This is a genomic window from uncultured Sanguibacteroides sp. (assembly GCF_900543425.1).
Lineage (GTDB): Bacteria > Bacteroidota > Bacteroidia > Bacteroidales > Marinifilaceae > Gabonibacter.
Window position 1 is genome coordinate 159,030 of record NZ_UQRQ01000003.1, and the last position, 21,288, is coordinate 180,317.

Annotated in this window: 18 protein-coding genes; 9 read left to right on the forward strand and 9 right to left on the reverse strand. The window is 41.3% G+C overall.

The features are described from left to right. Nucleotides 1-89: 89 nt before the first annotated feature. Together QZR76_RS02715 and QZR76_RS02720 are read right to left on the reverse strand one after the other, a co-directional pair. Nucleotides 90-1,253, reverse strand: a complete 1,164-nt coding sequence (locus QZR76_RS02715) for a FecR domain-containing protein (protein ID WP_294140151.1) — start codon at nt 1,251-1,253, stop codon at nt 90-92. Nucleotides 1,254-1,306: 53 nt separating this feature from the next. Beyond that, nucleotides 1,307-1,876 (reverse strand): RNA polymerase sigma-70 factor, encoded by a 570-nt coding sequence (locus QZR76_RS02720; RefSeq protein WP_294140153.1) that lies wholly within the window; start codon nt 1,874-1,876, stop codon nt 1,307-1,309. A gap of 259 nt (nt 1,877-2,135) precedes the next feature. On the opposite strand from QZR76_RS02720, the gene QZR76_RS02725 reads away from it, so the two are divergent. Then, nucleotides 2,136-2,324: a PLDc N-terminal domain-containing protein gene (locus tag QZR76_RS02725; protein ID WP_294140155.1), complete on the forward strand. Its 189-nt coding sequence runs from the start codon at nt 2,136-2,138 to the stop codon at nt 2,322-2,324. A gap of 596 nt (nt 2,325-2,920) precedes the next feature. Continuing rightward, nucleotides 2,921-3,316, forward strand: coding sequence for a fibronectin type III domain-containing protein (locus tag QZR76_RS02730; RefSeq protein WP_294140157.1), 396 nt, complete (start codon nt 2,921-2,923; stop codon nt 3,314-3,316). Between the two features lie 216 nt (nt 3,317-3,532). On the opposite strand, the gene scpA is transcribed toward QZR76_RS02730, so the two are convergent. Both scpA and QZR76_RS02740 read right to left on the reverse strand, forming a co-directional pair. Beyond that, nucleotides 3,533-5,689, reverse strand: a complete 2,157-nt coding sequence (gene scpA, locus QZR76_RS02735; RefSeq protein ID WP_294140159.1) for a methylmalonyl-CoA mutase — start codon at nt 5,687-5,689, stop codon at nt 3,533-3,535. Nucleotides 5,690-5,752: 63 nt separating this feature from the next. After that, a complete protein-coding gene (locus QZR76_RS02740; protein WP_294140162.1) occupies nt 5,753-7,630 on the reverse strand; it encodes a methylmalonyl-CoA mutase family protein in 1,878 nt (625 codons plus the stop codon). A 241-nt stretch (nt 7,631-7,871) separates the two neighbouring features. On the opposite strand from QZR76_RS02740, the gene QZR76_RS02745 reads away from it, so the two are divergent. Then, a complete protein-coding gene (locus QZR76_RS02745) occupies nt 7,872-8,768 on the forward strand; it encodes a diaminopimelate dehydrogenase (protein ID WP_294140164.1) in 897 nt (298 codons plus the stop codon). A gap of 67 nt (nt 8,769-8,835) precedes the next feature. Here the strand turns inward: QZR76_RS02745 and QZR76_RS02750 are convergent, their stop codons facing one another. Together QZR76_RS02750 and QZR76_RS02755 are read right to left on the reverse strand one after the other, a co-directional pair. Then, nucleotides 8,836-9,750: a fimbrillin family protein gene (locus QZR76_RS02750; RefSeq protein WP_294140166.1), complete on the reverse strand. Its 915-nt coding sequence runs from the start codon at nt 9,748-9,750 to the stop codon at nt 8,836-8,838. Nucleotides 9,751-9,904: 154 nt separating this feature from the next. Continuing rightward, the gene (locus QZR76_RS02755) at nt 9,905-11,158 is read right to left on the reverse strand and encodes a helix-turn-helix domain-containing protein (protein WP_294140168.1); all 1,254 of its coding nucleotides are present in this window, start codon (nt 11,156-11,158) and stop codon (nt 9,905-9,907) included. A 252-nt stretch (nt 11,159-11,410) separates the two neighbouring features. Here QZR76_RS02755 and QZR76_RS02760 point away from each other — a divergent pair, with 252 nt between their 5' ends. From QZR76_RS02760 to efp, 3 genes are all read left to right on the forward strand, one after another. Continuing rightward, a complete protein-coding gene (locus QZR76_RS02760) occupies nt 11,411-11,986 on the forward strand; it encodes an L-threonylcarbamoyladenylate synthase (RefSeq protein WP_294140170.1) in 576 nt (191 codons plus the stop codon). A gap of 18 nt (nt 11,987-12,004) precedes the next feature. Next, a complete protein-coding gene (tsaB, locus tag QZR76_RS02765; RefSeq protein ID WP_294140172.1) occupies nt 12,005-12,691 on the forward strand; it encodes a tRNA (adenosine(37)-N6)-threonylcarbamoyltransferase complex dimerization subunit type 1 TsaB in 687 nt (228 codons plus the stop codon). 160 nt (nt 12,692-12,851) lie between these two features. Then, nucleotides 12,852-13,421 (forward strand): elongation factor P, encoded by a 570-nt coding sequence (gene efp / locus QZR76_RS02770; protein WP_294140174.1) that lies wholly within the window; start codon nt 12,852-12,854, stop codon nt 13,419-13,421. A 107-nt stretch (nt 13,422-13,528) separates the two neighbouring features. On the opposite strand, the gene rnc is transcribed toward efp, so the two are convergent. Genes rnc through QZR76_RS02785 form a run of 3 tightly spaced genes read right to left on the reverse strand, consistent with a single transcriptional unit; the run spans nt 13,529 to nt 15,791 of the window. Next, a complete protein-coding gene (gene rnc, locus QZR76_RS02775; protein ID WP_294140176.1) occupies nt 13,529-14,272 on the reverse strand; it encodes a ribonuclease III in 744 nt (247 codons plus the stop codon). A gap of 22 nt (nt 14,273-14,294) precedes the next feature. Continuing rightward, on the reverse strand, nt 14,295-15,539 hold the full coding sequence (gene fabF, locus QZR76_RS02780) for a beta-ketoacyl-ACP synthase II (protein WP_294140178.1): 1,245 nt from the start codon (nt 15,537-15,539) through the stop codon (nt 14,295-14,297). Nucleotides 15,540-15,554: 15 nt separating this feature from the next. Next, on the reverse strand, nt 15,555-15,791 hold the full coding sequence (locus QZR76_RS02785; RefSeq protein ID WP_041503145.1) for an acyl carrier protein: 237 nt from the start codon (nt 15,789-15,791) through the stop codon (nt 15,555-15,557). Nucleotides 15,792-15,962: 171 nt separating this feature from the next. On the opposite strand from QZR76_RS02785, the gene purN reads away from it, so the two are divergent. From purN to QZR76_RS02800, 3 genes are read left to right on the forward strand one after another with little or no spacing between them, the layout of a single operon-like run. Next, the gene (gene purN / locus QZR76_RS02790) at nt 15,963-16,529 is read left to right on the forward strand and encodes a phosphoribosylglycinamide formyltransferase (RefSeq protein ID WP_294140180.1); all 567 of its coding nucleotides are present in this window, start codon (nt 15,963-15,965) and stop codon (nt 16,527-16,529) included. A gap of 53 nt (nt 16,530-16,582) precedes the next feature. After that, nucleotides 16,583-19,795, forward strand: coding sequence for a S41 family peptidase (locus QZR76_RS02795; protein WP_294140223.1), 3,213 nt, complete (start codon nt 16,583-16,585; stop codon nt 19,793-19,795). A 39-nt stretch (nt 19,796-19,834) separates the two neighbouring features. Next, the gene (locus QZR76_RS02800; protein ID WP_294140182.1) at nt 19,835-21,247 is read left to right on the forward strand and encodes an MFS transporter; all 1,413 of its coding nucleotides are present in this window, start codon (nt 19,835-19,837) and stop codon (nt 21,245-21,247) included. The last annotated feature ends 41 nt before the right edge of the window (nt 21,248-21,288 follow it).

Consider the following 21,288-nt stretch of genomic DNA (forward strand, 5'->3'; position numbering starts at 1 on the left):
CATCGATACATCCGTCTCTTGCAAGGATTCCGGGTGTATTTATGAAGAGCAACAGGTTGAAGATTGATCAGGTCTTCGACCTGTTTATTTTATTTTCCTTTTATCGTGATCCGGTCTTTCCCCACGATAAATTTTACGTCTCGGGTATATTCCAGCATATCGAATAGGGGGGTGATGTCGTCGTATCTTTTCAAACGTCCGCTGAATTTTATGTTTTTCAGTTCCGGCTGGGAGAATTCGATCTTAATATTGTACCACCGGGAGAATATTTGCATTAATTCTTCCAGAGGCATGTCTTCAAAATCGCAATAGCCGTCTTTCCAGGAGGTAAATTGACGCGTATTTACGGGAAAATAATCCGTTTTTTGGGTTTTCTTGTTATAAGCGACTTGTGTTCCGGGGGTCATGATAACACAATGATCTCCGCATCGGGTTTCCACACGACCTTGCTCTAAGGTCGTTTTTACCCATGTTTCGTCGGGATAGGCCTTTACGTTGAAGCAGGTTCCCAATGCTCGTACCGAGACATTCGCCGTGTGTACGATAAACGGGTGTAAAGAGTCGGATATGACTTCGAAGTAGCCTTCCCCTGTTAGGAAAATCTCTCGTTTCCCCTCGACGAATCGATCGGGATAACGTAAGGAACTTCCCGCGTTGAGATATATTTTAGTTCCGTCTGAAAGGACTACGTTGTATTCCGCTCCAAACGGTACGTTTATCGTATAAAATTCGGGCGGTTGTTCTTCTGTTTTATAAGACTCGACGATCAGGGTTTGTTTATCGGTGTGTATCTTCTTGTCGTTGTCGGATAAAATAACGGTTGATTTATCCTGTTTGAGTAATTGTTTTTTTCCATCCGGTAAGATCAGTTCCGCTGCCGGCTTGGTCAGGGATAAACCGGATATGTATATTTGATTCATGGAAAATTCCTTTTTGACCGGTTTTTCCCATTTTAAGGCGAAAAAAAGGCCTACTAACAGAACGGATGCCGCAGCACAGGACGACCAAAAAATCTGTTTCCGTTTTTTTCTGATCCGGGAAATTTCTCGTTTGACATGGGCGAAGACCGTATCTTGTTTCTGGTGTTTATCCAGCACACTCTTTTGAAAAGTTAATTTCTGAATGATTTGTACTATTTTCCCGTTTTGAACGGAAGAGTGTTCCCATTCTGTGAATAACTGTTTTTCTTCGTCGGACAAAGATTTGTAATTCAGCATGTTAGCTAATATATCATCGATATCTTTTTCTGTCATTTATCACTCTTTTCTTATATATTTATAAAATAGGAAAAAAGGGTGATAAAGAATCAATCTTTTTTTGTTAAAAAATATAAAAGTGTAAGGAAGGTTTTTTCCTGGAGGTTTTCACGTAGGAATTTAAGAGCTGTTTTCATTTGGGTTTTCACGGTATTGATACTGATTCCCAGTTCATCTGCAATCTCTTGATAACCTTTATCGTTCAGGCATGCCATTAAAAATATTTTCCGGCATTTTTCAGGGAGCCGGTTTATCGTTTCATATAAAATTTCGATTGTTCCCTGATACTCTTCGGTCGTATCGTAGTGATGCGTGTCGTTTTCTTTTGAAAACGAGAGTTGGGTTTCGTATCTTTTTTTGTGTTCTTTCAAGAAGAGAAAAGAGCGATTTTTGACCATCTTAAAAATATATCGATCCAAATCTCCCGTGAACGAGTGGAGTTTTTTGCTGTTCCACAAGCAGAGGAAACAGTCTTGTACAATGTCTTCTGCGGCTTCCAAATCATCTAATATATGATAAGAATACAATAGTAAATTATCATAATATTGTTCAAAAAGAAGTTGAAAGGCATTACTTTCGTCTTTTTTGATCAAATGTAGTATGTTTGACGATGAATTCATTTCTATTTTTTGTGTATACAAATATAATGAACTCCAATATTGATGCAAACTTTTAGGAGAAAGAATTAATTTAATGAGTTTAGATATTTATTTGTGTTTGAACGGAAGTAAAGATGGATACGATCAGAAATAAATAGCATTGTGATTTTGGAAATAAGAAATAATCTTCTTTTTATTTCAAATGAAATTTACGATTTAACTTGGTAGAATGGTAATAAACAGGTTATTTTGCAGTACTAATTTAAAAACAATAAATAGTATGGGATTAATCATTTATATTATCGGAGTCGTGGCAACGGTTTATGCCATACTGGATCTTGTAAAGAAGAATATTTCGACACCTTGCAAGTTGCTGTTTATCATTGTTCTTTTATTGACCAGTTGGATCGGTTTGATTATCTATTTTTTGTACGCGAAAGATCACGTGGAAGAATGGTGCAAACAATGAGGTGATTCAAAAATATACAAGATACGGTGCATAAATTTGTGGATAGTATCTTGTAAAAAGTAATTTGACAAAAATGGAGACATTTCATTTACGATTTTGTCTCCGTTTTATAATCATTGATATACTATTTATAGTATATCAATGATTATATTTTTTGATCGGGTTTAAATTCCGGTCGGGCTATCCGGGGGGCTGTCGTCACGGAAAATTTTCTGTTTCTCAATTCATTAGTTGTTCTTCCTTTCGATATAATTGTAAATAATTTCTTTCCCGTATTTAAGTTATAACAGTATTCGAAATCATGCTCCTCAGTTGTAGAATCATTCGTCACGCTACTATCTTTTTCAAAAATTGAAAGGCTTTAATTCCAATTTTTCGGTAACAGGAAAATCCGTATCTACATTTACATAAGGATAACCGGATTTTTAACCGTGCTATTGCAACAGGAAAAAGATACCGATTTAAAGCGATAAAAACGGAGTTTTTATAAGTACAATATAATTTAAAAAATACTTATAAGTATTTTTTAATATAAATAAAAATATTAATTTTGAAAATAAGATATTAAAATTATAAACCTCAAAATTAACGAAACTATGAAAAAGATTAGAAAAAACACTTTGAAATTATTTTTATTCGTCTGCTTGGGTTTAACCCTTACGACGATAGTGTATGCTAGCACGAGGATAAATGGTGATGTTCCCAGTCCTCCGGGGAAGCCCGAGATTCTTGATGTATGGGATAATGGATGTACATTAAACTTTCTTCCGTCTTTTTATGATGGAGGGTCGCCAATACTATACTATGTTATTGAGTATAGATATAAAAATGAGCCCATATGGTATATCTCGGGAAGAACTACGAAGACTATTTGGACAACTCATATGGAGAGTGGAAGGTTGGCACAATTTTTTGTTAGAGCTGTAAATGAATTTGGAGCAAGCGAGCCGTCAGAAGCTTCTGAATTTGTACTATTTAAAAATCCATACTAATATTGATGAAATATCAATGTAGAGTTACTCGGGATTTTTTCTTTCAAAAAGAAACCAGATCGGAAAAACATGCTTTTTGCAATTGTTTTTTAATAGAACAAGATCGTGTTTTGGGTTTGGATAGGCGTTAAGTTGTATATCAGCATTTTCTTAAAGCAAAAAAGAACTGTCTAATAAATTTAGACAGTTCTTTTTATTTTATAGAGCATTCGAAAATTATTTCTTAGCTAAGTCGATCAGGATTTCGAGAACCTGAATAGCGCTCTTGGATACTTTGGTTCCGGGGCCGAATACGGCGATAGCACCGGCATCGAACAGGAATTGATAGTCTTGGTGGGGAATAACTCCTCCTACATAAACGAGGATATCTTCGCGACCTAATTTTTTCAATTCGTTGATAACGGCGGGTACCAATGTTTTATGTCCGGCAGCCAAAGAGGATACTCCGACTACATGTACGTCATTTTCCACGGCTTGTTTGGCGGTCTCTTCGGGAGTTTGGAACAGAGGTCCCATGTCCACGTCGAAACCGAGGTCTGCATAACCTGTTGCCACGACTTTTGCACCGCGGTCATGTCCGTCCTGACCCATTTTGGCAATCATGATACGAGGACGACGTCCGGTCATTTCAGCAAATTTATCTGCTAATTCTTTTGCTTTCCGGAAGTCTTCGTCTTCTTTTGCTACGCTTGAATAAACTCCGCTCACGGTTCTGATAACTGCTTTATAACGTCCTACAACTTTTTCACATGCAAATGATATTTCGCCCAAGGAAGCTCTTTTCTTGGCAGCGTCTACGGCTAATTCCAGCAAATTGCCTTCTCCGGTTTCCGCACATTTGGTGATGGCTTCCAAAGCGGCATCCACTTCAGCCTGATTACGATTTGCCTTTAATTCGTGCAAACGACGGATTTGGGCTTCCCGTACGGCGGTGTTATCCACTTCGAGAATATCGATGGGGTCTTCTTTCTCCAGACGGTATTTGTTTGTTCCGACGATGGTCTGGACTCCGCTATCGATACGGGCTTGTGTACGGGCTGCCGCTTCTTCGATTCGAAGTTTAGGAATTCCGGATTCGATAGCTTTGGCCATACCGCCCAGTTTTTCAATTTCTTCTATATGAGTCCATGCTTTGTCTACCAATTCTTGGGTCAGGCTTTCCACGTAGTAAGAACCTCCCCATGGGTCGATAGATTTGCAAATGGTTGTTTCATCCTGAATGTAGATCTGGGTATTACGGGCGATACGTGCGGAGAAGTCCGTCGGAAGAGCGATAGCTTCATCCAGCGCATTGGTATGCAAACTCTGGGTGTGTCCAAGAGCGGCTCCCATGGCTTCGATACAGGTACGTCCCACGTTGTTGAACGGGTCTTGTTCGGTCAAAGACCAACCGGAAGTTTGGCTGTGTGTACGTAATGCCAGAGATTTCGGGTTCTTTGGGTTGAATTGTTTTACAATCTTTGCCCACAATAGACGACCGGCTCTCATCTTGGCGATCTCCATAAAGTGGTTCATTCCGATAGCCCAGAAGAATGATAAACGCGGGGCGAAGGCATCGATATCCATTCCGGCATTCACTCCTGCGCGCAAATATTCCAAACCGTCAGCCAGCGTATAAGCCAACTCGATATCGGCGGTGGCACCTGCTTCCTGCATGTGGTACCCGGAGATAGAGATGGAGTTGAATTTCGGCATATTTTTGGAAGTATATTCGAAGATATCGGCGATAATCTTCATGGAGAATTTAGGCGGATAAATATAAGTATTACGTACCATAAATTCTTTCAGGATATCATTCTGGATGGTTCCCGACAATTGATCCAAGGTAGCTCCTTGCTCTAATCCGGCAACGATATAGAAGGCCAAGATCGGAAGAACCGCACCGTTCATCGTCATGGAAACGGACATTTTATCCAATGGAATTTGATCGAACAGGATTTTCATATCCAAAATAGAGTCCACGGCAACACCGGCTTTACCTACGTCACCGATTACACGCGGGTGATCGGAGTCGTATCCGCGGTGAGTGGCCAGGTCGAACGCCACAGACAAACCTTTTTGTCCGGCGGCTAAGTTACGACGATAGAAAGCATTTGACTCTTCTGCCGTGGAGAATCCGGCGTATTGACGGATAGTCCAGGGACGCATCGGGTACATTCCGGAATAGGGTCCACGGAGGTAGGGAGGGATACCGGCTACATAGTCCAGGTGCTCCATGCCTTTTAAATCTTCTTCACTATACACGGGTTTTACCGGTATAAGTTCAGGGGTCATCCAAGATTTTTCAATGTGATTTGCTTTCTCCCACTCGGAAGCGGTCGTAGCAGGTTTTTGTGATGACTTGATATTTATATCTTTAAAATTCGGTTTCATCTTTGTAATTTGTAATTTATGATTAAGGAACTGTTACCTTAATCTGAAATCTAAAATCGTCAACTATTTAATTCCCAATTTTTGTTGGTAGCCCTTCAGGTCTTCCAATACGTTACATTTTACATGAACGTAATCGGTGATGCCGATTGCTTCCAATTCCGGTCTGGATTCCGGATTTCCGGCAACAACGATAATGGCTTTGTCTTTTAACGCGGCATAAACCTCCGGGGCAATCGTCGCGTATTCGTCGTCCGAACTACAGATTACCACGATGTCGGCTTTGTTCTCCAAACAAGCTTTTGCACCTTCTTCCACGGTTTTGAATCCGTTATTATCCATTACCTGGAATCCGGCACAAGCAAAGAAGTTACATGCGAATTGGGCTCTTGCTTTACGCATGGCCAGATTACCCATGGGGAACATGTAAACGACCGGGCGATGTCCGTTCTCCTTGGCAAACATATCGGTTCTTAAACGCATCGCCTCAAAAGCTTGGGTTCCGCGGTAAGGTTTCAATGTTTCCACAACAGCGTCAGGAGCCGTAAAGTCTTCCGGTTCTAAGATGCAAGAACAAAGAGCCTTGTCGATCTTTTCGTTGAAATTCGGGAATTGGTTTGTTCCTAAGAAGTTTTCTTTGCGGTTTGCAATATCCTGATCTCTCTTTTGGGCGGTAGCCTTTATTGCAGCCTGAACGAATCCTGATTCCAACGCTTTCTGCATGCCACCTTGTTCCTGAACTTCGAGGAATAATTTCCAGGCAGCCTCGGCAATGAACTGGGTCAGTTCTTCGATATAATAAGATCCTCCGGCTACGTCTGCGATCTTGCCGAAATGAGACTCTTCTTTTAACAGCAATTGTTGGTTACGTGCTACCCGTTCTCCTAATTCGGAGGGTTGACATTCGTAGATATAGTCGTACGGATGTACGGTGAAAGAATCGACACCGCCTAAAATAGCAGACATAGCTTCCGTTTGGGTACGAAGCATGTTCACATTCGGGTCATAAACCGTTTTGTTCCATTCTGACGTTTCAGCATGTATATTCATTTTACAAATGGAATCGCAACACGGGTTATAAGCTTTTACAATTTTGGCCCACAAGAAACGGGCGGCTCTTAATTTGGCTATTTCCATGAAATATTTGGAGCCGGTAGCAAAATGGAATCGCATTCTGGGGGCGATATCTTTGATGTCCATACCGGCATCTGTCAGCTTATCCAAGTATTCGACTCCGGCAGCCAGACTAAATCCTAATTCCTGTACAATGGAAGCTCCGGAATTATTGAAAACAAATCCTCCGACTTCTATGCTTTTGAAATTTTTCATCTGGGCAGTTCCCTCCGTGGTTGTTTTTACCACATTGAAAGGATGCGGATCACAGAATTTACCTTCCAGAGCCAATTTTGTGATCGGGTCTATATTGATGCCTCCGCGAATGGATTCCGGGGCAATTCCTTTTTCCGAAACCACTTCTTTAAACATATTGAGGATGGCAACCTTATTGCAACATAAAACGAAGTTGATTTCGATACAATCGAGGCAAATATCTTTTAAAAGAGCCTTCATATCGGCTTTCGTGAAATTCTTGCAATCAGAAATAACGAAACCTAAGGAATCAACACCTCTATTTAAGACATCCAACGCTTTTTTATTCGCTTCTGCGACATTCTCTACCTTAATGTCTTGACGAATAAACCAGTTGTTGTCTTTTTTATTACCTCTCACGTAAGGAAATTCTCCGGGGAAGCAATCCAAGTACTTGAGGTCCTTCATATTTTCCAAACGATACATCGGTTGGACATTGAAGCCCTCGTTTGTTCTCCAAACCAGCTTTTTATTGAAATCAGCCCCTTTTAGGTCTGCAGTTACTTTGTCCATCCACTCCTGAGTCGTGTTTGGTGCAAATTCACTGAAAAGCTTTGTGTGTACATTCTCTGCCATAATAAGTTTTTATGTAATTGTTCTGTAACTGTTTGTTATTAAAAACGGAAAGCAAAATTAACCCTTTTCGACAATTTAAAAAAGAAAATCTTCTTTATTTTCGGCTGTTCGGCATAATATCATGGTTTTTTAATAGTTCGTTGAAATTATTTGATGTTTTGAAACATGAAAAATAGAGATGCCTTTTTATAAGAGCGAATTATTTTGTAATTTGCAACGTTAAATTAAAAGCAAAAGACACATGAAAAAGATTAGAGCAGCCATTGTCGGCTATGGGAATATTGGACACTATGTACTTGATGCACTTCTGGTCGCACCTGATTTTGAAGTAGCTGGAATAGTACGCCGGGACGCCACGAAGATACCCGAGGAATTGAAAAATTACCCGGTTGTTTCGAATATAGCTCAACTGAAAGAGGTGGATGTCGCTATCCTGTGTACGCCGACCCGAAGTGTGGAAACTTATGCTTCTGAAATTTTAAAGATGGGAATAAATACCGTCGATAGCTTCGATATTCACACGGAGATATCCGGATTGCATGAACGTTTGGGAGAGATGGCTAAAAAATACAATAAAGTTTCCATTATTTCTGCCGGTTGGGATCCGGGGAGTGATTCTATGGTCCGTGCCCTGTTGGAAGCCTGTGCCCCGAAGGGAATTACTTACACGAATTTCGGACCCGGAATGAGTATGGGACATACGGTAGCCGTGAAAGCTATCGAAGGGGTGAAGGCCGCTCTGTCTATGACCATTCCCGTGGGGACAGGAATTCATCGCCGGATGGTCTATATCGAATTAAAGGATGGATATGATTTCAAGCAAGTGGCAGAAGCTATTAAAACGGATCCTTATTTCGTGCATGACGAAACTCACGTGATGCAAGTGGAAAGCGTAGATGCTCTGAAAGATATGGGACATGGGGTAAACCTGATCCGAAAGGGTGTTTCCGGGAAAACGCAGAATCAATTGTTTGAGTTCGACATGAAAATTAATAACCCTGCCTTGACGGGACAGATATTGGTAGCGACGGCCAGGGCTTCCATGATACAGCGTCCGGGATGCTATACTTTGATCGAGATCCCGGTTATCGATTTGTTGTACGGAGACCGGAAAGAGCTGATAAAGCATTTGGTATAAAAATATGTTCATAAAAGGCCGAACGATTCCACTCGTTCGGCCTTTCTTAGGGGGAATAAAAACTCAATTAAATGCTTCCTGTTCCATTGTTTCCTGCTGACCAATCTGTAGCGCTGGCTGTAACTTGAATCCCAGTAGCCGTTATGGTAAATGTCAGCGTGTGTTTTTTATTGGCCGTAAATATCAGTTCGTTTTCTCCGTCTTTCGGCGTTACGGTTTTATCTATGTTGTTTAAGGTCAAGGTAAATTCCGGTGCAGAACCGGGCCATACCAGGTAATCGGTAACAAACTCATCTCCTGCTTCACTTAGGTCGGCTGCGGTAATACTTATGGGAAATTCTACTTCGGATGCATCCGCTGTAAGGTCTCCGGTGGCAATATCCATTTGCGATGTAGCATGATACTTGGCTATCTTAATGGCAGATAAATTTACTGTCCCCGCATCAGCTTCTTTTTTTACGATGATGGTGATTGCCGAGAGGGCGTGATTGAACTCAAAATTTACCGTGGGTGTTGCTTTTTTGGCCTCTTTTACCGGAGATGCCCACATGTAATCTATTTGATCTGCCAGTTTAATATTAACTTTGGGGGTCGTAGAGGCAGTTGCAGCAATAAGATCCGCTCCGGTAACCTGGGGATAATAAGCGTAAAAATCAAGGGTACCTACAGGCCAAAAAGCCTCATGGTCCGCTTCGAAGTCGAATTTTGTTCCGTTCGTACTTACGGCGATTTTTGCGTTATTCAAATTTTCGTGCGTGGTTTTAGAAAAGTCGGTAGTTCCGCCATCCCAAGCGTATACCCCCATGTTGCCATCGGGCAAGGTCGTTCCCGTTACCAAAGCCTTGGCTTGGACATCCATTACTCCGGCATTGAATTGAACCTTTACAGGCGTATCGGGAATGATATCCTCTTCCGTACTTTCTTTAGAACAACTTGTCATAGCTGCTACGGCAAGCATTGCGACCATTAATCTTTTCATCATTTTTCCTATTTTGGTTTATACATTTTTGTTTTAGAAAACGAAACAAAGAAAAGCTGATGAGTCGATAAGTCGTGACAAAAAGATACAAATCGTTCTATTTTATATCTTTTCAAAAGAGCTTTTTACCTTTTCGGCAATTTTTACTTTTTCGTAATTACGAACGCCGGTTTGTCGTGTATAACTGTTTCCATTGTTTGGGGGTAATTCCCTGGTTTATTTTGAAAGCCGTGATAAAAGAAGAAATGGAATTGAAGCCGACTAATGAAGCTACTTCCTGGACGGGCATTTCCGGATGTTCCAGAAAAAGAATGGTGGCTTCCTGAATCCGGTATTTGTTGACAAACTGATAAAAACTTAGACCGAATTCATTGTTGATGATATTGGAGATATATGTACGATTGGTATTCATCATATCCGCCACTTCGTGTATTGTAAGCGTACTTCGTGTAAAGACCTTTTTTTGTTCGAAAAGGCGGGTAAGTTCGTCTCGTAATTTATCTTTTTTGGTCCCCAGTATTTTCAAATAGTGTTCAGGCTGGGGAGGGAATATCGGGGAGATGGTTTCATCTTGTGACGAGTTGGGGCAGGGAGTTTCTACTGCTGTCTTTTGTTGGGAAGTCACGACCTGTGGTTGAGGATTCGTGTAAAAAGTGCTATAGCAAATGTAAGGTTCGTTTAGGGCATGGATAAACAGGTAGAAAACAAAAAAGAGGGAACAGATATTGTGTAGGTGATCTGTCCACGGCTCCGTGTTTATCATGGAGAGAAGCGCAATGGCTCCATATAAAATAGATAAGAGTATGGCATGGCTTACCCATTCGAGATTGATTCCATCCACAAAGGAAAAACTCTCTTCTATTTGTTGCAGGTATCTCTTTTTTAATTTTAAAATGTAAATACAATAAAACAAGATGAATAATCCCTGTAAAAATAGGCAGAAATAACGGAATAGGTGTGACAGACTCCAGATCGATTCAATGCTGTCAGAAGGGTTTACGGAAACATCTTCTTCGTTTGGAAGAATTAACGTGCCGATGATGAAAATAATAATTGCCGGGAGCAAATAGAAAAGGATGGATTTGCTGTTTAATCTTTCCGGTGTCGTTAGTTTTTTAAAATATAAAAAATAGAGGGGAATCAGTAATAAATGGGTAGCGATATCGAAGGCCGGAAGTACTTCCTTGCCTGTTTTTAGCAAATAGATATTTTGTAACATATTGGGGATAAACAGTAAGCCGGTTAATGTGAAGATGATTCCTAATACATAACGCGGATGGATTCCTGTTTTGGTATTTGTCCTTTGTCCTTTGATAAGCAACAATGTCAAACCGCAAAACAGAGGTACAATAAACGAAAGGACATACGAAAAGTATATCCAGAATACGGAAGAAAGCAATTCACTAATCATGATCCCTTTTGGTACAATTGCGCAATATTTGCGTGTTCAAATATAGTAAAATAATGTTTTGTCAAACATTTTTTGGGAAATAGTATTGTGTTAAGCCGTAATGGGTACTAAATGATCCGAATCGAGCCTTCGATAAGTGGATTCGAAAGAAATAGGATACATAATAGCATAAGAGAAAAATTATTTATATGAATAAAACTGAATCTGGAAAATAATTGTCAATTTTGTATGATCAATTTCAATAATACCGATATGAATGTAGAAAAATGGAGAGAAGAAGTAAAGAAGGCTTGTGAAGTACTGAAAGACGGGGGTGTGATTCTTTACCCGACGGATACGATTTGGGGAATCGGATGTGATGCGACAAATGATGAAGCTGTAAAACGGGTATATGAATTGAAAAAGCGGGAAGACAGTAAAGCGATGTTGGTTCTTTTGGATGATTTGGGTAAGTTGGCATCCTATGTGGATGTGCCGGATATTACTTATGATTTGTTGGAAGCTGCCGATCATCCGATGACGGTCATTTATCCGAATGCTAAAAATTTGGCAAAGGGACTGATTAGTGCGGACGGTACGATTGGCATTCGAATCACGAAAGAGATTTTTTCTCAAGCATTAGTAGCTCGCTTTCGTAAACCTGTTGTTTCTACATCTGCCAACATCAGTGGAGCTCCCTCGCCTAAATGTTTTGCCGATATTAGCGATGAGGTAAAAAAATCAGTCGATTACGTGGTCGATTTTCGACAGGAGGAAACAACCAATCCTGCTCCCTCCAGTATTATTAAATTAGGGGTGGGAGGAGAGATACAGATTATCCGTAAATAAAGAATATAAATTTAGCTTATGGCATTGATTTTAAATATAGATACTTCCACGGAAATTTGTTCGGTGGCTATTGCCATGGATGGCAAATTGTTAGCTTTAAAAGAGAATGGCGAAGGATTGAATCACTCTGTTTTGTTGGGTGTTTATGTAGACGAAATATTGAAAGAGAATGGAATCCAAGCCCAAGAGTTGGATGCCGTTGCTGTGAGTATGGGCCCCGGTTCTTATACCGGATTACGTATCGGTGTTTCGTTGGCTAAAGGGATATGTTTCGGAACGGGAAAACCTTTAATTGCTATAAGTACGTTGAAAGCTTTAGCTATCTCTGTCGCCAGGGATATTGACGAAGAGGCTTTTTTTTGCCCGATGATAGACGCTCGTCGCATGGAAGTGTATTCGGCTATTTTTAATCGGAAAGGGGAAACGATACGTGGGGTACAAGCAGAAATTATAGATTCATCTTCATTCGGAGACCTATTGTCCGATCATAAAATTTATTTCTTTGGAAACGGTAGTGGAAAGGTAAAAGAGGTAATTGTTCATCCCCATGCACGATTTGTGGATGAGGTAACTACTTCTGCCGTAAATATGATGCCTTTGGCAGAAGAGAAGTGGCGAGAAAAGGCCTTTGAAGACCTGGCTTACTTCGAGCCGTTTTACTTAAAAGATTTTATTGCTACCGTTCCCAAGAAAAAAGTGCTTTGAATGGGGTGGTTTTTTCTGTTTTTTTCGAATTTATTTTTTACAGGAAGTAAACCCAAATACTCGAAGATATGGAAAAATGGCTCGACTTTTGGTCGGTTGGGCTGATTTTCTTATATTTGCACTCTAATTTCAATTATTAAAATTAAAAATTATTAGATAAATGGCAACGACAGCTGATTTTAGAAATGGATTATGTATCGTTTTTAAGGACGATTTATATACCATTGTACAATTCCAACATGTAAAACCGGGTAAAGGACCCGCCTTCGTAAGGACGAAATTGAGAAATGTAAAAACAGGACGTGTTTTGGAGAATACTTTTACTTCCGGAATAAAGATAGATGTAGCCCGTATAGAGAGGCGTCCCTATCAGTTTTTATATAAGGAGGGAGAGGATTATGTCATGATGCATGCGGAGACTTACGACCAGATTAATATTTCTCAAGAGTTGATCAATGCTCCTCAATTTTTAAAAGAAGGAGATGCTGTTGAGATGGTCGTGCATGCCGATACGGAGACTCCGTTGTATGTTGAGTTGTTGCCGAACGTTGTTTTGGAAGTGACTTATACGGAACCGGGCTTGAAGGGGGATACGGCTTCCTCCACGGCTTTGAAGGCTGCAGAGGTAGAGACCGGAGCCAAGGTGATGGTACCTCTTTTTATTAATACCGGGGAGAAGATACGCGTAAATACGCAAGACGGAACTTATGTAGAGCGTGTAAGGGAATAATGAGAAAAAGAGAATATATATAAGAGGCTATCCGGTTGGGTAGCCTTTTTTCGTGTTATTTCGAAAATTAAAAAAACGAAAGGGGGTATGATTTAATCACAAATCAATTATATGATAACATTACCCTGACTCTCTTTTTGAAGCTTTTGGATTGCTTTCTCCGCGGAGTTTTGTTCCGCTTCTTTTTTGGATGAACCCACACCCTTGCCGATTACTTCTTCTCCGACCGAAATCGTACAAACGAATTTGGAGCGACGATTTTTAAAAAGCTCTTCCGTGTGGATGCTCAGTTCTACTTTATTTTTTTGTCCCCACTCGATTAGCCGACTTTTGAAATTCTTATCGACGTATACTAAATCTTCCAAGTTTACATAGTGAGGAAAGATGTATTGTTCGATAAAATCCTTTGTCTTGGCATATCCCTGATCGAGGTATATGGCTCCGGTGAAGGCTTCGAATACATCTCCGTATATGTGTTTGTTTTTCGAGATATCCGATTTGGCGATGACCTCTTTGCTTAATCCCATCTTTATGGCGATTTCGTTCAAGGACTCCCGGCTTACGATCTTGGAGCGTAGACGAGTTAAAAATCCTTCGTCTTTGTTCGGGAAGAATTTATAAAGAATTTCGGCCACAATAGCACCCAATACGGCATCGCCCAGAAACTCGAGGCGCTCGTAATTAAGGATCGTTCCGCTTTTCGTGTACCTGGATGCAGATTTGTGTAATAAAGCAAGGTTATATAAACCTTTATTTTGAGGGATGAATCCCCATTCGTAAATAGACAATCCATAAAACTTATCTTTACGATGCAGATATAGTTTTATGGATTGAATTATTTGCCTAATCACTTTCCAACGTTTTAGTTAGTGATTATTTTTTAAATACAACACACGCATTGTGACCACCAAACCCGAAGGTGTTACTAATGGCAACATTTATTTTTCTTTCTTGAGCCTTATTAAATGTAAAATTCAATTTCGGATCCAGTTCCGGATCCAGACTCTGGAAATTAATGGTTGGAGGAACAATGTCGTTTTTCACGGCCAAGACACAAGCGATTGCTTCGATGGCACCGGCGGCGCCCAATAAATGTCCGGTCATTGACTTGGTAGAACTGATATTCAGCTGATAAGCGTGTTCTCCAAATGCTTTAAGGATAGCCTTAGGTTCTGCTATATCCCCTAATCCTGTAGATGTTCCGTGTACATTGATGTAATCGACATCTTTGGGAGTTAGGCCTGCATCTTCGAGAGCGGATTTCATCACGTCTCCGGCTCCTTCTCCTTCCGGATCGGGGGCTGTCATATGATAGGCATCGCAATTCATTCCTGCTCCTACAAGTTCTGCATAGATTTTAGCTCCTCTCTTTATGGCGTGCTCGTATTCTTCAACGATTAGTGCGGCACCACCTTCTCCCAATACGAATCCGTCGCGATCCACGTCAAACGGACGGGAAGCGCTTTTCGGGTCATCATTACGGGTAGATATGGCTTTCATGGCGTTGAAACCTCCAACACCGGGAACAGTTATTGCAGCTTCAGATCCGCCGGCAATAATCACGTTTGCTTTTCCTAATCGAATAAGGTTTAATGCATCTACTAAAGAATGAGCCGATGATGCACAAGCAGAGACCGTCGTATAGTTCGGGCCCTTTAGACCGTGTTCTATAGCAATCATTCCTCCTGCCATATTGGCAATCATCTTAGGAATAAAGAAAGGGTTGAATCTGGGTGTACCGTCTCCGATGGCAAATGTTTTACATTCCTCGTAGAATGTTTCCAATCCACCGATACCTGCGCCCCAGATTACACCAACTCTTTTCTTATCTTCTACGGATAGATCAAGTCCTGAATCCTTAATTGCTTCCCGGGCTGCGATAAGACCGAATTGCGTGTAAAGATCCATTTTACGGACATCCTTTTTGTCGAAATGTTCCGTGGGCTCGTAGTTTTTTACTTCACATGCGAATTGCGTGCGAAATTTAGATGCATCAAAACGAGTAATAGGACCGGCGCCACTGACGCCATTTTTCAAATTGTCCCAAAATTCGGACACCGTGTGACCGAGAGGATTGATCGTTCCAAGACCTGTAATTACTACTCGTTTGAGGTTCATAAAATCAATATTAAATTACTGAGCGTTAGCTTCAACATAAGCAATAGCATCGCCTACAGTAGCAATCTTCTCTGCTTGATCGTCCGGGATAGTGATGTTGAATTCTTTTTCCAATTCCATGATCAACTCTACCGTATCCAAAGAGTCTGCTCCAAGATCATTCGTAAATGTTGCGCTTGGTGTAACTTCGGATTCATCAACTCCTAATTTATCAACGATAATAGCTTTCACTCTGTTTGTAATGTCAGACATAACTTTAAATTTTAATTAGACATTTTTTAATTTCACACTAAACGCCCTCATGGGCGTACATAACTCTCAAAGTTCGGTGGCAAAGTTAGAGAATTTATTTTTCCTAGAAAATTTTTTTGCTTGAATAAAGTTTTATTATCTTTATGGCTTTGATTCTTAATTGATTACATCATGAATAAAATAGCAATATTTGCCTCTGGTTCAGGGTCTAACGCTGAAAATATCATTAAATTTTTCAAAAATGATCCGCGAAATAGCGTGATCGGTGTGTTTTGTAACAGGCCGGATGCCTTTGTTTTGGAGAGAGCGAAACGTTTAGATATACCAGCCTTTGTTTTTAATAGAGAAGATTTTTACCAGTCGGATCGTATCTTGTCGCAACTGAATGAGTTAGGTGTCGATTTGATCGTTTTGGCCGGTTTTTTGTGGAAGGTTCCCGAGGCCATTATCGATGCCTATGATCACCGGATTATCAATATTCATCCGGCTCTTCTACCCGACTATGGCGGTAAGGGGATGTATGGAATGCATGTGCACGAGTCCGTAATTGCCGCCGGAGAAAAGGAGAGCGGCATCACAATTCATTATGTGAATAATCATTATGATGAGGGAGCCGCTATTTTCCAGGCAAGATGTGAAGTTACTCCTGAAGATACGCCGGATTCGTTAGCTGCCAAAGTACATAATTTGGAATACGAGTATTTTCCGAAAGTGGTAAAACAGGTATTGGAGAAATAACGATTCTTCTGGTAAGTATGGAAAGAATGTATATGGTTTATTGTTTTTGAATGATGAAAAAAAGTATTGTTTTATTTTTAGGAATCTTTTTGGGTTGCCTGTCATTGAGGGCAGAAGAGGCTCGTCTATTGCGTTTCCCTCATAGTGTCGGGGATAAGGTCGTTTTTGCATATGCCGGAGATTTGTATTCGGTGCCTGTGTCGGGAGGGGTTGCCCGCCGTTTGACTTCTCACGTGGGATATGAAATGTTTCCCCGGATTTCTCCTGATGGTAAATATATCGCTTTCACGGGGCAATACGACGGAAATACGGAAGTGTTCGTTATTCCGGTTGAAGGAGGAGAACCGAGACGTCTGACCTATTCCGCTACGTTGAGCCGGGATGACTTGGGGGATCGGATGGGACCTAATAATATCGTGATCGGATGGACTCCGGATAGTAAGCGTATTTTATATCGTTCCAGGCAATACACGTTTAACGATTTTACCGGGCAATTATTCACGGTACCTGTTACGGGAGGAATGCCGACGGAGATCCCGTTGGTGAACGGAGGGTTTGCTTCTTTTTCTCCTGATGGAAAAAAATTGGCTTATAATTATATTTTTCGGGAATTTCGAACCTGGAAAAGATACGAAGGCGGAATGGCCGATGATATCCGGATTTTTGATTTCTCCACGAAAAAATCTAAAAAAATAACTCACGATGTGAGACAAGATATTATCCCCATGTGGTCTCCTGGCGGAAACGAGATATATTATATTTCAGATCGGGACGATATCATGAATCTTTACGTTTACAATATAAAGACAAAAGAGACTCGCCAGTTGACTTTTTATAAAGATTACGATATAAAATTTCCGGCAATAGGAGATAAAACGATCGTTTATGAACAAGGAGGGTACATTTATCGTTACGATTTGGAAAACGGTAAAAACGAACGGATAAAAATTATTATCGATAATGATCAGGTTTATTCGCGTCCGGAATGGAAAAATGTAAGCGATCAGATCAATTACCGGGCTCCTTCTCCTGACGGACAAAGAGTTTTGGTTTCTGCAAGAGGAGATATTTTTTCACTTCCGGTAAAAGAGGGTATTACTTATAATTTGACGAACTCTTCCGATGCCAATGACCGGATGGGGGCTTGGTCTCCTGACGGGAAATACATAAGTTATATATCCGATAAAGAAGGCGAATTTTCGATCTATCTTCGGGAGGTTGCGACTGGCAAAGAAAAAAGATTGATAGATGATTTTAAAGGATATATATTTAATTACAAATGGTCTCCTGATTCCCGTTCTATTTTATGGAGTGATAAAAGGAATACCTTAAATATCTCAGATGTTTCTACCGGTAAGAGGGAGATCATTGAAACTTCTCCCATTCGTCCGTTGACGAGTTTCAATTGGTCTCCGGATAGTAAATACATTACTTATGTACGTCCCGGAAAAGCGGTAGATCATATTATGATATACGAGTTGGCCGGTAAGCAAAAGCATCAAATAACAGACGATTGGTATGGGGTGAGTTCACCAAATTTCAGTCGCGACGGAAAATATCTTTTGTTCGTTTCTGCCCGTTCTTTCTCTCCCTCTTACGGACGCACGGAGTGGAACCATATTTATCGGGAGATGAATAAGGTTTATCTTTTGCCCTTGGTGAAAGAGGCTTGGATTCCTTTTTCTCCTAAAAATGACGGCATGTCAGAAGAGAAAAAAACGGAGAGCAAAGGAAAAGAGACAAAAGAGAGTGGCTATGACTTTACGGATATAAACCGTCGTTTGATCGAATTACCGGTTTTACCGGCCGATCATTACCGGAATTTGCATATGATCGGTAATTATGTCTATTACGATCGGGGAGGTAATACGATGGTGTATGATTTGACGGGTAAAAATGAATCTTCCCTCGGTGGACAAATTGTTTTCAGTCCGGGGTATGATAAGGCATTAGGAGTTGTCGGACAGGCTTTTCAGGTCATTGATTTACCGGCGACCTCTCTTTCCGTGGGAAGTGGAATCTCGACGGGCGATGTTAAAAAACGGATTAATTATCATGAAGAGTGGATGCAAATTTATAACGAGACCTGGCGTCAAATGAGGGATTTCTTTTATGCTAACAATATGCACGGGGTGGATTGGAATAAGGTATATGAAAAGTATAAAGTATTGGTACCTTATGTTAACCACCGAACGGATTTGACTTATCTGATCGGAGAGATGATCGGAGAATTGAACGTGGGGCATGCTTATTCGATAAACGGCAGGCATCCTGAACCGGAACGAATTAAGATGGGTTTGTTGGGAGCAACCTTCAAAAAGGATAAATCCGGTTACTTCCAAGTAGAGAAAATCATTGAAGGAGCCAACTGGAGTGCTTCGACCCGTTCGCCTTTGACCATGCCGGGAGTGGACGTCCGGGAGGGGGATTATTTGATTGCAATCAATGGAAAATCTTTACAGGAGACCGATAATTTATTTACCGAATTGATCGATATGGCCGGAAAAACGGTTGAATTGGAAGTGAATTCGAAACCTTCCGCCACGGGCGCTCGTCGGGTTTTAGTGACACCCTTGTCGGATGAGTCGAAATTGTATTATTATCATTGGGTACAGAATAATATAAAAAAAGTAGAAGAAGCAACGAATGGAGAGGTAGGTTATATCCATATCCCGGATATGGGAACGGAAGGTTTGAATGAATTCGTGAAACACTATTATCCTCAATTGCAAAAAAAGGCTTTGATTATCGATGACCGTGGAAACGGGGGAGGAAATGTTTCACCCATGATTATCGAGCGTTTGATGCGTACGCCGACTTATTTTACGATGCATACGAATCAAAAGGAGGGATCGGTAAATCCGGTCGGGACATTTATTGGTCCCAAGGTATTGTTGGTGAACGAATATTCCGCTTCTGACGGAGATTTGTTTCCTTATCGATTTAAATACAATAAATTGGGTACCGTTATCGGGCGACGCACATGGGGAGGAGTGGTAGGATATAGCGGAACGGTTCCGGTTGTGGATGGAGGGGCGATTGTGACTCCTTCTTATGCTCCTTTTGCTGTCGACGGGAGTGGCTTTATTATCGAAGGAACCGGTGTTACTCCTCATCTGGATTTGGAAAACGATCCTTACCAAGAGTATATTGGCCGTGATCAACAATTGGAAAAGGCAATAGAGATTATTTTAGAGCAATTAAAAACAGCGAAAACATCGATACCGCCTATTCCTGCCTTCCCGGATAAATCGGGAAAGAACTGAGACGGATCGGGAACTTTTTTAAAGTTTCGATAGGTAAGAATGAAAGGGGAGATTTTTATGGGAACTGAAGAGGTCAAAATGGACGGGCTTCCATTACCGAAACGTTATGGAGCCATAATGGCCATTGCTTTGGGAATTACCGTCTCTGTTTTAGACGGAACAATCGCGAATGTCGCTCTTCCTACTATCGCGCAGGATTTGCAGGCCACGCCGTCTATGTCCATATGGGTTGTGAACGCTTATCAGTTGGCCATCGTGGTTTCGTTACTCTCTCTTTCCTCTTTGGGGGATATATGGGATTACCGTAAAGTCTATATAAGCGGCCTGTTTTTATTCAGTTTCACTTCGTTGGCTTGTGCACTTTCCAATTCATTGTGGACATTAACGATTGCTCGTGTTTTTCAGGGGTTTGGAGCTGCTGCTATTACGAGTGTGAATACCTCGTTGATTCGTATTATTTATCCCCAGCGTATTTTAGGCCGGGGGATGGGAATAAACGCTTTGGTGGTTGCGGTTTCCGCTGCTGCGGGGCCCACGATTGCTGCCGGGATTCTTTCCATCGCTTCCTGGCCTTGGTTGTTTGCGATCAATGTCCCGATAGGGATTGTCGCTTTAATCTTAAGCTATAAATTCCTGCCGTTTAATCCGGTGCGAGTGGAGGGACGGCGTTTTGACTGGATGAGCGGGTGGATGAATGCTTTGACGTTCGGGTTGTTGATATCGGCGATAGAAGGGTATGCTCACGGTATCGATTCCATGTATATCATTTTGGGACTGGCGGTTATGCTGATCGTTGGTTTTTTCTTTGTACGTCGTCAGTTGAATCAGACTTATCCGCTATTACCCGTGGATTTGCTGCGTATCCCTATTTTTGCTCTCTCTGTCGGGACGTCGATATGTTCTTTTACTGCCCAGATGCTGGCCATGGTTTCTCTGCCTTTTTTCTTACAGAACGCCTTAGGGAGAGACGAGGTAATAACGGGTTTGTTATTAACTCCCTGGCCTTTGGCGACTATGTTGGCGGCTCCGCTTGCCGGTCGATTGATTGAACGTATTCACGCGGGTTTATTGGGTGGGATAGGATTGACCTTGTTTGCTTGCGGATTATTTCTTTTGGCCACCTTACCCGAGGTCCCGACGAATGCGGGGATTATCTGGCGAATGGCCTTGTGCGGGGCTGGTTTTGGCTTATTTCAGACGCCGAATAACAGTATTCTTATTTTATCGGCTCCCCGGCAACGTAGCGGAGGAGCAAGCGGCATGTTAGGTACTTCCCGTCTCTTGGGACAGACTTCCGGAGCTTCTTTAGTTGCTTTGATGTTTGCTTTGTTCCCGCATAATGGGACTCATGCGGCGCTTTATCTGGGAGGAGCCTTTGCCGCACTTGCCGCTATCGTGAGTTTTTCCAGAATATCTTTGCCCGAACCCGGAGATTTGAGTAAAAGAAAATAAAGGGTAAGACCGGGTAGGAGGTGTGGAAAACTTTAGAGCTG

Bases quoted from the DNA above. Each gene is read 5' to 3' on its own strand.
- tsaB (WP_294140172.1), top strand. From the start codon at position 12,005: ATGGCATTGATTTTAAATATAGATACTTCCACGGAAATTTGTTCGGTG.
- QZR76_RS02750 (WP_294140166.1), bottom strand. From the start codon at position 9,750: ATGATGAAAAGATTAATGGTCGCAATGCTTGCCGTAGCAGCTATGACA.
- QZR76_RS02725 (WP_294140155.1), top strand. From the start codon at position 2,136: ATGGGATTAATCATTTATATTATCGGAGTCGTGGCAACGGTTTATGCC.
- QZR76_RS02795 (WP_294140223.1), top strand. From the start codon at position 16,583: ATGAAAAAAAGTATTGTTTTATTTTTAGGAATCTTTTTGGGTTGCCTG.
- efp (WP_294140174.1), top strand. From the start codon at position 12,852: ATGGCAACGACAGCTGATTTTAGAAATGGATTATGTATCGTTTTTAAG.
- QZR76_RS02745 (WP_294140164.1), top strand. From the start codon at position 7,872: ATGAAAAAGATTAGAGCAGCCATTGTCGGCTATGGGAATATTGGACAC.
- purN (WP_294140180.1), top strand. From the start codon at position 15,963: ATGAATAAAATAGCAATATTTGCCTCTGGTTCAGGGTCTAACGCTGAA.
- QZR76_RS02730 (WP_294140157.1), top strand. From the start codon at position 2,921: ATGAAAAAGATTAGAAAAAACACTTTGAAATTATTTTTATTCGTCTGC.
- QZR76_RS02800 (WP_294140182.1), top strand. From the start codon at position 19,835: ATGAAAGGGGAGATTTTTATGGGAACTGAAGAGGTCAAAATGGACGGG.
- QZR76_RS02755 (WP_294140168.1), bottom strand. From the start codon at position 11,158: ATGATTAGTGAATTGCTTTCTTCCGTATTCTGGATATACTTTTCGTAT.
- QZR76_RS02785 (WP_041503145.1), bottom strand. From the start codon at position 15,791: ATGTCTGACATTACAAACAGAGTGAAAGCTATTATCGTTGATAAATTA.
- QZR76_RS02760 (WP_294140170.1), top strand. From the start codon at position 11,411: ATGAATGTAGAAAAATGGAGAGAAGAAGTAAAGAAGGCTTGTGAAGTA.
- QZR76_RS02715 (WP_294140151.1), bottom strand. From the start codon at position 1,253: ATGACAGAAAAAGATATCGATGATATATTAGCTAACATGCTGAATTAC.
- QZR76_RS02720 (WP_294140153.1), bottom strand. From the start codon at position 1,876: ATGAATTCATCGTCAAACATACTACATTTGATCAAAAAAGACGAAAGT.
- scpA (WP_294140159.1), bottom strand. From the start codon at position 5,689: ATGAAACCGAATTTTAAAGATATAAATATCAAGTCATCACAAAAACCT.
- fabF (WP_294140178.1), bottom strand. From the start codon at position 15,539: ATGAACCTCAAACGAGTAGTAATTACAGGTCTTGGAACGATCAATCCT.
- QZR76_RS02740 (WP_294140162.1), bottom strand. From the start codon at position 7,630: ATGGCAGAGAATGTACACACAAAGCTTTTCAGTGAATTTGCACCAAAC.